Source organism: Coleofasciculus chthonoplastes PCC 7420 (genome assembly GCF_000155555.1).
GTDB classification, from domain to species: domain Bacteria; phylum Cyanobacteriota; class Cyanobacteriia; order Cyanobacteriales; family Coleofasciculaceae; genus Coleofasciculus; species Coleofasciculus chthonoplastes_A.
Genome location: NZ_DS989842.1, coordinates 70,606 through 84,115 on the forward strand (window position 1 = coordinate 70,606; position 13,510 = coordinate 84,115).

Annotated in this window: 6 protein-coding genes; 4 read left to right on the forward strand and 2 right to left on the reverse strand. The window is 45.6% G+C overall.

What is annotated here, in order from left to right; all coding sequences use genetic code 11:
• Positions 1-67 precede the first annotated feature (67 nt).
• Together MC7420_RS34775 and MC7420_RS34780 are read right to left on the reverse strand one after the other, a co-directional pair.
• Entirely contained in the window at positions 68-991 is a 924-nt protein-coding gene (locus tag MC7420_RS34775) for a type IV pilin-like G/H family protein (RefSeq protein ID WP_198016356.1), read from the reverse strand.
• A gap of 70 nt (positions 992-1,061) precedes the next feature.
• Entirely contained in the window at positions 1,062-2,075 is a 1,014-nt protein-coding gene (locus MC7420_RS34780; protein ID WP_006098733.1) for an SH3 domain-containing protein, read from the reverse strand.
• A 298-nt stretch (positions 2,076-2,373) separates the two neighbouring features.
• Here MC7420_RS34780 and MC7420_RS42215 point away from each other — a divergent pair, with 298 nt between their 5' ends.
• The 4 genes from MC7420_RS42215 (at position 2,374) to MC7420_RS02450 (ending at position 13,491) form a co-directional block, all read left to right on the forward strand.
• Entirely contained in the window at positions 2,374-2,625 is a 252-nt protein-coding gene (locus MC7420_RS42215) for a hypothetical protein (RefSeq protein WP_157452998.1), read from the forward strand.
• A 32-nt stretch (positions 2,626-2,657) separates the two neighbouring features.
• Positions 2,658-3,725, forward strand: coding sequence for an aspartate carbamoyltransferase catalytic subunit (locus MC7420_RS02440; RefSeq protein WP_044204612.1), 1,068 nt, complete (start codon positions 2,658-2,660; stop codon positions 3,723-3,725).
• Between the two features lie 295 nt (positions 3,726-4,020).
• On the forward strand, positions 4,021-9,006 hold the full coding sequence (locus MC7420_RS02445) for an SdrD B-like domain-containing protein (RefSeq protein WP_006098746.1): 4,986 nt from the start codon (positions 4,021-4,023) through the stop codon (positions 9,004-9,006).
• 153 nt (positions 9,007-9,159) lie between these two features.
• Complete coding sequence (locus tag MC7420_RS02450) at positions 9,160-13,491, forward strand: non-ribosomal peptide synthetase (protein WP_006098734.1); 4,332 nt, start codon at positions 9,160-9,162, stop codon at positions 13,489-13,491.
• The last annotated feature ends 19 nt before the right edge of the window (positions 13,492-13,510 follow it).

Here is a 13,510-nt window from a genome sequence, read left to right on the forward strand (position 1 = left end):
TGAAAAGATAGTCGTGAAAGTGAGCCCCTACACAGATTATTTTTACTCTTTTATGCTTGTACCCAACTTACGGCAACAGACGAGATCCAGCGGGACATTGAATCTCTGTGGAATCGGCTGAAGGTGGAATTGGCATTGGCGGCGGTGAGGTAGCGGGTTGTTCACTCTGACAAATTCCAGAGACGGTTGTCTCAAACCCATCAACGGTAGTGACAAATACTGCACCAATATAGCTGGGAAGTCCCTCATCTTTGGGATATGCCGTAATCGCGACACTCTCAGCGCGATCGCCTGATGGCATGATTTGGTATGTATATAAGGACGTTTCTAGATTTGTGGCAATTTCTAGCTGTTCGAGGGTATTGGCAAATTGACGATTTTCGAGATAATACACCTGCTGGGCGCGATTTAAGAGGCTGATATACTGCATCGGAATCGCTTGGCTGGATCGGTTGGCGCTGGTTTCCAACTCAATCACAGAAATATCTTCGGGTACGGTGGTATCATCCGATGTCTTTGCCAAGAGTAACGCCGTATCACTAAACGCCGTGGGTCGAGGTTGTCCCGGCGTAACATCTTTAAATTCTAAGCGCAGCTTCCCCTCTGGGGTTAACTCAAAAATAGTTAAGGCGATTTCATCCGGTGTGAGTGCCATATCCAGGTGCATCGGTTGAGTCGCCGTCTGAATTTGATACTCGACTGGGATTGCCACAGCCGACCCATCTTGAGCGGGTAAGATAAAAAATAATTGGTTATCAGAGGCAAAAATTAACTGGATTGATTCCCCAGACGCCGGATCAGTGGCTTGCCATTCTCCGATTAATTGCTGGGTAATCACATCAGGTTGCGATCGCATCTCAGATGCAGGGGAGGGATTATCCGGTTCAGATTGCGCTTGAGAGGGAACGCCACTACAGACAAGCAGGGCGAAAAGAACGAATATCAAACGCGATCGGCACAACGTAAACAATAGAGAAACAGGATTCATCATAGCCATCCAACCCAGCTAACTGATTGGATTTTAACAATGACGAATGACAAATGACGAATGACGAATGACCTTACGTCGCTACCCACCCCGAAAACACCCAGCCACCATTCGCCAGTCGTACCCAGTTCCCCGCCGTCTGATCCGTGGTAATCGCAGCGCCATCGGCTACAGTATCCACCACCCGATACCCTAAACCGGGACCCGATCGCACATTCAAGGGACTCCCATTCGTCGTCACCACGGCGGTATCCCTTGCTGGAGTTGCACCGCCTCCTTCACCGACAATCCAGCGAGAGGAAACCCAGTTGCCATTCGCCAGTTGAGACCAGCCACTAACATTACGACCACTGAGGCTAACTGTTCGGTTATCGGCTACCGTACCCACCACACGATACCCCAAACCGGGACCCGATCGCACGTTGAGGGGATTGTTATTGGTGTTAACCACGGCGGTATTCGTCACCGGAGTCGCACCTCCCCCATCCCCATCCTCTCCATATAAGGCGGTTAACGTCGTCGATCCCGCAATCCCATCCGGCGTCAATCCCTCAGACGCCTGAACCGTTCTCACAGCCGCTTCAGTGAGGCGACCATAATAGCCAGTGACGGGTCCGTTATAAACCCCAACCTCTTGTAATCGATTTTGCAGATTGGTTACCGCTGTCCCCGTACTACCAGGGCGCAAGACAGCGGAGGATGGAACAGTACTACCACCATTCTCACCTTGTACCCAGCGAGAAGCGACCCAGTTGCCATTGCTGAGTTGAGACCAGCCATCGGCATCAAGACCACTGAGATTAATGGTAGTGCCATTGGCAAGAGTGCTAACCACGCCATACCCTAAACCGGGACCCGATCGCACATTTAGGGGACTACCATTCGTATCAACCACCGCCGCCCAAGCGCTACTGGTTACGCTTAAGGAAGACAGTGCGATCGCTAACGCCAATCCCCGAATCCAGGCTAAACTCGGTGGTTTCCAGTCAACCTCTGACTCGAAAACAGACCCATCAGCACTGAACTGGGACTGGGGAATCTTATCATCGGCTTGGGCGGAGAAATGGGTATAGGCTAGGGTTTCCATCAGAATACCTCACTGTTCGTTTATCGCAGTGATGAACCTTAACCGTAGACAAGACAGATTCAATACCCGGATTAATTCCCCATTTACCTGCAACAGAAGATAGTTTGGGGTGGTGAAAGGACGACGGCTGGGTTCATCTAATTTTAGAATTTTCTTTTCCAATAACATTATTAGAGATAATTAAGCGAACTAACGTCCCTCAAAAGAAAGGTTTAAGGAAGTAGGTGGGGACAATTAAAGTTAACGGTGGAGAACTCGCTGTCGCGAGAAGCAAGCTACGTCATTCGTCATTCGTCATTTGTCATACTCGCTCCCCCAGCTTCCCCATCTCCCCCAGCTTCCCCATCTCCCCCAGCTTCCCCATCTTCCCCTGCTCCCCCATCTTCCCCTGCTCCCCCGGCTTCCCCAGCTTCCCCAGCTTCCCCATCTTCCCCAGCTTCCCCAGCTCCCCCAGCTTCCCCTGCTCTCTAACCCCACCACAACACCGATTCAGCAGCCCCTATTTATTTATTTGTCGTCGGAGGGGGATGAAGACTATAGTAACGATTAGCCCCTCTCTATCCATTTTGCATTCTTATTCTTATGGCTACTGCCACTTGGACTCGCCGCCATGTCCTTTCCCTGGAAGATTTTACATCGTCTGAATACGATACCCTCTTACAAACCGCCGCTAGCTGTCGGGAAGTTCTCTCTCGGCGTACCAAAAAAGTCCCGGCTTTGCAAGGTCAGGTGGTGGCGAATATGTTTTTTGAACCCTCAACCCGCACCCGCAGTAGTTTTGAACTCGCCGCTAAACGATTGAGTGCGGATACCCTCAACTTTGCACCAGGAACCTCATCCTTGACCAAAGGAGAAACCATTCTCGACACCGCCAAAACCTATTTAGCCATGGGAGCTGATATGATGGTGATTCGCCATCGAGAAGCAGGAGTCCCCCATGCGATCGCCCAGGAAATGGATCGCCTGGAAACGAATGTCGGTATTTTAAATGCGGGAGATGGTCAACATGAACATCCCTCTCAGGCGTTGCTGGATTTATTTACCATTACCTCCCTATTAGACTTTGAGTATCCTCGCCTAAAACTCTTGGCAGACAAAAAAATTGCCATTGTCGGCGATATCGTCCATTCACGGGTTGCTCGTTCTAATATTTGGAGTCTCACCGCCAGTGGTGCTGAGGTTCATTTAGCCGGTCCACCGACATTAGTCCCCCAAGAGTTTGCTGAGTATGTCCAGGGAACGGGAGAGCTTGTAGAGACGAGCCATGGCACGTCTGGAGCGGGGGAGAAAAAAGAGAATTTTTCCCAACCCTCAATCCCCAATCGGCGGCTATTCTTACATTGGGAGGTTGAACCGGCGCTCAAAGATGCCGATTTTGTCATGACCCTACGGCTGCAAAAAGAACGCATGACCGCCCATCTACTGCCTAGTTTGCGAGAATATCATCAGCGGTATGGGATTACACGCGATCGCTTAAAACTTTGCCATCCTGGAGTCAAAATCCTTCACCCCGGACCCGTCAATCGCGGCGTGGAAATTAGTTCCGAGTTAATGGATGATCCGGAATTCAGTTTAATTTCTCAACAGGTTACCAGTGGTGTAGCGGTACGCATGGCGCTGCTGTATTTGATGGGGAGTGGCAAGTCTTAATTGTTGTCATTCGTCATTTGTCATTGGTCTTATGTCAATTCTCTACCCTATCTCCCTCATCTTCCCCAGCTTTCCCATTTCCCCCATCTTCCCCTCACCACAACAAGTTTTCAGCAAGTCCTCTTTAATTTTGCTGTAGTATAATTCAGCCTTATTTCTTCGTCAACAGGTTACTTGTAAAATTTCGATGAAGATTGGGCGGGTTTTTAAAGTGTTGATGAAGTATTAATTCCTGGTTTTTTTCTGTGTATAGTATTTTCATAAGGTACATCAATGAGTTTTTTCGTCTAGTCCTATGCCGGAATCTAACATCTACTCATCTCTCAGCGCCGCTCTACCCAATGAGCTGACATTTAGCATTCAACTCGACGCGGGTAGTGATCCGGATGCCAGTTATGTGGATATCACCATCAAAGATTCCCCCGGTACAGAAAACGTACTTGAGGGAATGACTTTTGATGGGTATTGTATCGATACCGACCGGGGAATTCGCCCAAATATAGACTATACAGCTAAAGTTTATTCTAGCTATGAGACATTACCCGACGAACTGCTCGGAACGGGTTTAATCGAAAAGCCGGAAAATTTCGATCAGGTCAACTGGATTCTCAATCAAGGTTTTGAAGGACAAGCATCAACCGGGAATGGCACCTATACTTCAGGGGATATTCAACGAGCCGTCTGGTCATTACTGGATGACCAACAGTCAAGTGGTGGCGGGACTTTAGGTGCTTGGGAGCAAGCGCGAGTCGATGAAATTCTGGCTCTGGCTCAAAGTAATGGTGAAGGATTTGTTCCCGAATACGACTACACCACGATATTTGGCGAACAAGTCGTTGGCAAAATGGGAGTCATTCTGGTTCCAGATAGCAATGATGATGGTTTACCGGATAGCCAAATCGTTATCGCTGAAGTGGAACTCTCCAAAATCGGCGATAAAGTTTGGTCAGACTGTGATGCGGATGGAATTCAGGATGCGAACGAAGCCGGAATGGCTGGCGTTACCGTCAACCTATTAACCGATGTTGATGGTGATGGTGTAATTGAAGATGGGGAAGTTGTGGACACCACCACCACCGATGCCAACGGTAATTATGAATTTACAACCATTGCGGGTGACTACAAGGTTCAATTTGAACAACCCGATAATAAACTCCTCTCTCCCACCAACCAAGGTGGCGATGATACCGTTGACAGCGATGGTTTAATCTCTGATGTCGTGACTTTAGCGCCAGGGGAAAATGACACCACCGTTGATGCCGGATTTTATCACCCGCCCTCGTTCAAAGCCGCTTTACCTGGAATGCTGACGTTTAGCGTTCAGCTTGACGCGGGTAGTGATCCGGATTCTAGTTATTTAGATATCACCATCAAAGATGTCCCCGGAACCGATAATCCCTTTGAGGGAATGACCTTTGATGGCTATTGCCTAGATACCGATCGCCCGATTAATCGAAATGTAGATTACACAGCGAAAGTCTACTCCAGTGGTGAACCCTTACCTGATGAACTCATTGGACCCGGTTTAATCGAAAAGCCGGAAAATTTAGATCTAGTCAACTGGATTCTCAATCAAGGCTTTGAAGGAGAAGCATCAACCGGAAATGGCACCTATACCTCAGGGGATATTCAACGAGCCATCTGGGAGTTAATTGATGACCAACAGTCAAATGGTGGCGGTAGTTTAGGTGCTTGGGAACAAGCGCGAGTCGATGAAATTCTGGATCTGGCTCAAAGCAATGGTGAAGGCTTTGTTCCCGAATACGACTATACAACCATATTTGGCGAACAAGTCGTTGGCAAATTCGGACTCATCCTGGTTCCAGATACCGATGGGGATTGTTTACCGGATAAACAAATTGTTATCGCTGAAGTAGAATTATCCAAATTAGGGGATAGGGTTTGGTTAGACAGTGATGCCGATGGGATTCAGGATGCTGGTGAAGCGGGAATTGCTGGCGTTACTGTCAATTTATTCGCCGACATCGATGGTGACGGTGTATTTGAAGAGAGTGAAGTCGTTGAAACCACCACCACCGATGCTAACGGCAATTATGAATTTTCCGTCATGGCGGGTGAGTACCAGGTTCAATTTGAACAACCCGACGACTATGAAGTCAGTCCCGCTAACCAAGGGGGCGATGATACGGTTGACAGTGATGGTTTAATCTCTGATATTGTCAGTCTCGCGCCTGGGGAAAATGACCCCACGATTGACTCCGGATTTTATCAATTGGCATCTTTAGGAGATAAAGTTTTTGAAGACAGCAACGGGAATGGCTTACAAGATGCTGGTGAAAGTGGTATTCAAGACGTTACCGTCAAACTCCAGAATCCGGATGGCACAGCGGTTCTCGATGGTAATGGCAACCCAATTACAACGACAACGGATGCCAATGGAGAATACTCATTCACTGGCTTAACTCCGGGTGAGTATAAAGTCATGTTTGTCGCCCCCAATGGCTATATATTTAGCCCACAAGATGCGGGTAGCGATGATAGCCTCGATAGTGATGCCAATCCCAGCAATGGCATGACTCAAACGGTAACGTTAGAGTCAGGTGAGATTAACGACACATTGGATGCCGGATTGCTGATCCCGAATCCCGGTATTGATATTGAGAAGTTTGTCAATGAGATAGATGTGACGGATTTGAATAATCTGCCGGAAATTGCCGCCGGTGAAGATGTCACGTTTACCTACGCAGTCACCAATACGGGGAATGTGGGCTTCTCTACCAGTGAAGTGATTGTCAGCGATGACAATGGTACGGTGGGTGATACCAGTGATGACTTTACTCCTACCCTCGATCTGTCCACAGATGTTGGCTCAGATGGCATCCTCAGCCCGGGTGAAACCTGGGTTTACTCCTCAGCAACTGAAGCAGCACAAGATCTGTCAAGTTCGACGACTTCTGACATCCGATTCCTCTTAACGGGTTCGAGTAGCTTGGATGGTGCCAATGGCAATGTCCGTACCTTCACTCAAGATGGGGTTTCGGTTGATGTCAGCGCCTTTAGTCAGAAATGGGGAACCTGGAACGATGCGTATTTAGGTGCATACAGTGGTGGCTTAGGTGTGACGAACCGTGATGAATGGACATTGAATCACCGCGTGGATAATAGCGGGAGTACCGATTACATCCTGTTTGAATTCGACCAAGATGTCACCGTAGACAAAGCCTTCCTGGATTATGTCGGCTGGGATAGCGATATGTCCATCTGGATCGGCGATCGCGATGGTGCGGATATTTCACAATTAAGTGACAGCCTGTTGGATGGCTTCACTAAGGAAAATAACTTTACCAATCATGGAGGCGATCGCTGGGCTGATTTCAATGATGCCGGATTAACGGGTGATACGGTAGTGATTTCTGCCTACACCCATGGCAGCAATGACTCCTTTAAGCTGAAGAAACTGGATGTTTCCGTGACTGAAACCACGGCTGGGGAGTATCAAAATGTGGCGACGGTACAGGCGGGTACTGTCAGCGACAGTGACATCAGTGGCTATGTGAATCCTACTCCCAATCCCAGCATTGATATTGAGAAGTTCGTCAATGGGATTGATGTGGCAGATTTGAGTAACCTGCCGGAAATTGCCGCCGGTACCAATGTCACCTTTACCTACGAAGTCACCAATACGGGAAATGTGGGCTTCTCTACCAGTGACGTGATTGTCAGCGATGACAATGGCACGCCGGGTGATACCAGCGATGACTTTACTCCCACCCTGGTGGATTTCACCGATGTTGGCTCAGATGGTATCCTCAGCCCCGGTGAAACCTGGCTCTACTCCTCTGGCACACAAACGGCACAAGATCTTTCGAGTTCGACGACTTCTGACATCCGATTCCTCTTAACGGGTTCGAGTAGCTTGGATGGTGCCAATGGCAATGTCCGTACCTTCACCAAAGATGGGGTTTCGGTTGATGTCAGCGCCTTTAGTCAGAAATCAGGAACCTGGAAAAATGCGTATTTAGGTGCATACAGTGGTGGCTTAGGTGTGACGAACCGTGATGAAGGGACATCGTCTCATCGCGTAGATAATAGCGGAAGTACCGATTACATCCTGTTTGAATTCGACCAAGATGTCACCGTAGACAAAGCCTTCCTGGATTATGTCGGCTGGGATAGTGATATGTCCATCTGGATCGGCGATCGCAATGGTGCGGATATCTCACACTTAAATGACAGCCTGTTGGATAGCTTCACCAAGGAAAATAACTTTACCCATCATGGACGCGATCGCTGGGCTGACTTTAATGATGCTGGATTAACGGGTGATACGGTAGTGATTTCTGCCTACACCCACGGCAGCAATGACTCCTTTAAGCTGAAGAAACTGGATGTTTCCGTCACCGAAACCAGTTTTGGGGAATATCAAAATGTGGCGACAGTTCAAGCCGATACCGTCAGCGACAGTGATACCAGTGGCTACGTGAATCCTACTGATACCGCTTCCACATCAGCACATATCCTGATTGAAGCTGAGGATATGCACCTAAATGATTACCAAACTGAGCATGAGGACTTCGCTTCTGGTGGCGAACTGATTAAGCTGTCTGATCATAGTGGTTATGCCAGTACCACCTTTGATGGTGAAACCGGAACCTATGATGTAATTGTCGGTTATTACGACGAAAACGATGGTCAAGCTGATGCCAAAGTGAAAATTGGTGGCGATGTTCTAGACTATTGGACATTTGACCAAGACTTAGCCTCTCATGTTGCTTCGCCTGACAACTTTGTCACCCGCCAAGTGGGGAATGATGTTCACATCGAAAACGGTGACACCATCAAGTTATTCGGGTGGGAAGATGGCAATGAGTATGCCCGATTTGACTATATCAAGTTGGTCAATACAGATGCAGCGACGAACGCAGCCGCAGCGGATGAAATTACCGGAACATCTGGTGTTGATGAACTGGTGGGTACGGATGCTGATGAGACACTGGTGGGTTATGCTAGCTGGGATCTTTTAACCGGAGGTGGTGGTGCCGACAAATTTGTCTTCACCAGTCTCAACGATCGCCGTGATAAAATTACTGACTTTGAACTGGGTGCTGATGTCATTGATGTGAGTCAAGTTCTTGATGCAATTGGCTATGTCGGCAATGATGCGATCGGCGATGGTTATGTACAACTTGGCTCCAATTCCTACGGTGCAGTTGTCAGCGTTGATCAAGATGGTTTTGGTGATGATTATGATCCGGTAGCTTTGGTGGAAATGGCAAATGTTAATGTCAATAGCTTGTCTGCTAGTCACTTCATTTTCTAATTCCTAGGGGATAGGGAATGCTTCCCCTGAACCGATGACAGGGGTGAGGCAAGGGTAACACGTTGTCTCACCTAACCCAAACATCAAGAGGGATATTGATTAGAGTATCCCTGATGTCGCCGCAAACGTTAAAATAATCTCAATTCACTAAATATGGATGGGCTGCTCTGCTTAACTGAATTTGAACAACATCAATTATTACAAAAATGGACAAATACGCAAACGGACTATCCTCGCACCTCTACTATTCATGACTTATTTCAACGCCAAGCAGCAAAAAGTCCTGATGCCATTGCGATCGCGTACCAGAATCAGCAGCTTACCTACCAGGAACTTGAGCAACAATCTAATCAACTTGCCCAGTATTTACAAAGTCTTGGCGTAACCACAGAAACCCTAGTTAGCTTTTATTTAGAACGTTCTCCAGAATTAATTATTACAATCTTAGCCATTCTCAAAGCGGGTGGCGCTTATTTACCCCTAGATACGTCCACCCCACCCCAGCGGTTAAACACGATTTTAGAGGATGCCCAAGCCCCTATTTTAATTACACAAAAAAATAAATTAACTTCTCTACCAAAACTTCCAGACTCTCTTCATCTCCTATGTCTGGACGATTATTTCAATTCAACAACGTCTTCTCCTCCTATTCCGCCAGCCCATACCGTTAATAGCAACAACTTAGCTTATGTGATGTACACATCCGGTTCCACCGGTAAACCCAAGGGCGTTTGTGTACCTCATCGCGGAGTGGTTCGGCTAGTAAAAAATACCAATTATGCCCACTTTGGCGCCGATGAAGTCGTGTTACAACTGGCGTCTATCGCCTTTGATGCGGCAACCTTTGAAATTTGGGGAGCTTTATTAAATGGCGGCAAACTGGTTTTAATGCCAGCAAAAATACCATCGTTGCAAGACATTGGTACAGCTATCAAACACCATAAAATTACCACCTTATGGTTAACCGCTGGCTTATTTCATTTGATGGTTGAGGAACAGATAGAAGCCCTTAAACCCTTGCAGCAACTCTTAGCCGGCGGTGATGTTTTATCGATTCCCCATGTTAAAAAAGTTTTAACCGAGTTACCCGATTGTCAATTAATTAATGGGTACGGACCCACCGAAAACACCACCTTTACCTGTTGTCATCAAATTACACTTGAGGACACCACTAAATCCTCTATTCCCATCGGGCGTCCCATTGCCAATACTCAAGTCTATATTCTCAATCCTGATTTACAACCCGTTCCCATTGGTCATCCCGGAGAATTATACATTGGCGGCGATGGATTAGCGCGGGGTTATCTGAATCAACCCGATTTAACCCAAAAGCGGTTTATTGCCAATCCCTTTAGTCATGATCCGAACGCTCGTTTGTATAAAACAGGAGATAAAGTTCGTTGGCGAGACGATGGCGTAATTGAGTTTTTAGGACGATTTGATTTCCAAGTTAAAATTCGTGGATTTCGCGTTGAATTAGCAGAAATTGAGGCAGTTTTACAGAACTATCCGAATGTGCGGAATGTTGTGGTTTTAGCCAGGGAAGATACACCTGGGGATAAGCGTTTAGTGGCGTATCTTGTCCCCGAAGATAATCATCTGGAATTAAATCCGGAGCCAATCAAATCCTTTCTGCTCAAAAAACTGCCCAGTTACATGATTCCATCAGCCTTTATTGTTTTAGATCAATTCCCATTAAATATTAATGGTAAGGTAGATCGACGAGCGTTACCAGCACCTAATCAGAATTTAGGGTTAAATCGCCAATTGGTCAAGCCTTGTAATCCAACAGAACATCGGATGGCGGCAATCTGGCAAGAAATTTTAGGCGTTGAAGTTGGAGTTAATCAAACCTTTACTGATTTAGGCGGAAATTCTTTACAAGCGACTCGCATTTTGTCTCGGGTTCGAGATGCATTTGGCGTGGATATTCCGGTATCCGTGATGCTGCAAAACCGTGAATCCTCTGCAGCAACTATTGCCAGTTTAGCCGAATATGTGACGCATCGCCCTCTCCAGGATAATGTGAGCGAAATTAATCCGATAAAAGCGATTCCTCATGGGAATGATTTACCCTTAACGGTTTACCAAGAAAGAATCTGGTTATTGGCACAACGAGCCAAACAACACCCCATTTACAACTTACCCATGGTGTTCCGTCTTCAGGGGACTCTGAATATTACACTATTGGAAAAAGCAATTAACCAGGTGATCAAACGCCATGAATCTCTACGCACTATTTTTTCGGTAGTGAATGGATTACCCAGACAACACATTCTCCCTGAACTCACAATTAAAATCTCTGTTGTCGATGTGAACACAAATCAGTTGAGTCAAGCCGAGGAAGAACAACATATTCAAACGTTAATTAATCAAGAAGCCAGCCACTGTTTTGATTTGCAAGCTGATCCGCTAATTCGGGTTAAATTATTCCAACTCCGAACCGATGATTTTATTTTAATGATGACTTGTCATCACATTATCAGTGATGGTTGGTCACTCAGCGTATTGCTCAATGAAATTTCGCTATTCTATACGAATTTAATCCAAGAACGCCAATTAAACTTGCCCGAATTGACGGTAAACTATGGTGATTTTACCCTATGGCATCAACAACACCAGGAAGACAGGGAAACCTCACTCCTCAACTATTGGACGAATCAACTCACGGGGGCGTTACCCCTATTAAACCTACCCACAGATCATCCTCGTCCTGCGATACAAACCTATAAAGGAACAATTCAATATTTTCACATTAACCAAGACGTCAGAACCCAAATTGAGGCGTTCAGTCAAGGGCAGGGTGCTACCCTATTTATGGTGCTAGTCGCTGCGTTCCAAATTTTGCTTCATTGTTATAGTCATGAAGACGATATTGTGATTGGTTCTCCGATTGCTAGCCGAAACCATAGCAGCTTAGAAAATTTAATTGGTTGCTTTGCTAATATTATTCCGTTAAGGACTCATACCCATAATAATCCGTCTTTCCTCGAATTTCTGGCACAGGTCAAAAAGGTATCATTAGAGGGTTATACCTATCTGGATTTTCCGGCTGAAAAAGTGTTATCTAACTTTAAATATAAACGAAACCTCAGTTATTATCCCTGGTTTCAGGTGGTTTTCATCCTGCTCAATGTTCCTCAGCATAATTTTGAATTGCCGGGACTGAAAATTACTGAGAAAAAGTTCAATAAAGGAGCGGCGATTTGTGATTTAGTCTTTTTAGTTGAGCCAAAAACCCAAGGATTGCAATGCTCGATTGAATATAATACGGCTCTGTATAACGATGAGACAATTACTCGTTTGATTGGACATTTTCAACAATTACTCCAGGACATTCTTACCCATCCCGAACAACAGATTAAACAGTTGCCTCTGTTAACGGAAGCTGAAGCAAGTCAACTATTACCAAGTCCAAGTGCTGACGAAGCGTTATCTGTACCCAATACTGCTGGCAGCAAACATCAGTTTGTTGAACCGCGCAATGAATTAGAACGGCAACTCCAGAACATCTGGGAAACTGTTTTTCATCTTAAACCTATTGGTATTCGTGATAACTTCTTTGAATTAGGCGGGCATTCTTTGCTCGGACTACGACTATTTAGTAAAATTCAACAACAGACAGGTCAAGATCTTCCGGTGACGACAGTATTTGAAGCCCCAACGATTGAAGAATTAGCTAAGATATTACAGACGAAACAAGAGATTGTTCCTGAATCCTCAGTTGTTACAATTAACCCCAACGGAAATAAACCGCCTTTATTTTTTGTTAATTCGATCAACTATGCCTGGAAGCTTAGCTCATATTTTCCCAAAGATCAACCCGTTTATTGTGTTAATATTTTTGAAGTTATCGACTATTTGACACAAAATTTTTCTCAATTTACGCTAAACGATATTGCTCAGAAGTTTATCGAAGACATGCGCCAAATTCAACCTCAAGGTCCTTATTCTTTAGTGGCATATTGTAATGATTCTTATTTAGCCTTTGAAATTGCTCAACAACTTTATGATCAATGTGATCAGGTAAATTTCTTAGGGTTAATTGATGCGATATGGGGAATTGAGCAAGTTGGGTTCAATTTTCACTATCAGAATTTGCGTGAATTAGGATTAAGTTATTTGTTTCAGAAAATCAGATATCAAAGAAAATTATTTTGTTTAATTGAGAGGATACGATTGAATCTCAAAAAAGCTCTAAGTAAATTATATTCACGTTTAGACACGCCCATACCGCGTCGGCTAAAAGCAAACGAGGTTCTGGAACAGTTTAGACAAGCGACGAATAATTACATACCCCAAGCTTATCCAGGTAAAATTAATCTCTTTATTTCCAGTGAGTTAAGAAACTTGAGCCATGAAATGTTTAGCAATTTAGCTAGGGCAGGTTTAGACGTTCAAGAGATTCCCGGATATCATAATAGTTTTTTGCAGTCACCTCAAATTGAACGACTTGCCGAAAAATTGCAAACCTATTTAACCTGAATGGTACTGACTGGTATGT

What these genes read in the sequence shown, in the direction of transcription:
- MC7420_RS34780 (WP_006098733.1), bottom strand. Translation starts at nt 2,075, where the DNA reads ATGGAAACCCTAGCCTATACCCATTTCTCCGCCCAAGCCGATGATAAG.
- MC7420_RS02445 (WP_006098746.1), top strand. Translation starts at nt 4,021, where the DNA reads ATGCCGGAATCTAACATCTACTCATCTCTCAGCGCCGCTCTACCCAAT.
- MC7420_RS02440 (WP_044204612.1), top strand. Translation starts at nt 2,658, where the DNA reads ATGGCTACTGCCACTTGGACTCGCCGCCATGTCCTTTCCCTGGAAGAT.
- MC7420_RS34775 (WP_198016356.1), bottom strand. Translation starts at nt 991, where the DNA reads ATGATGAATCCTGTTTCTCTATTGTTTACGTTGTGCCGATCGCGTTTG.
- MC7420_RS02450 (WP_006098734.1), top strand. Translation starts at nt 9,160, where the DNA reads ATGGATGGGCTGCTCTGCTTAACTGAATTTGAACAACATCAATTATTA.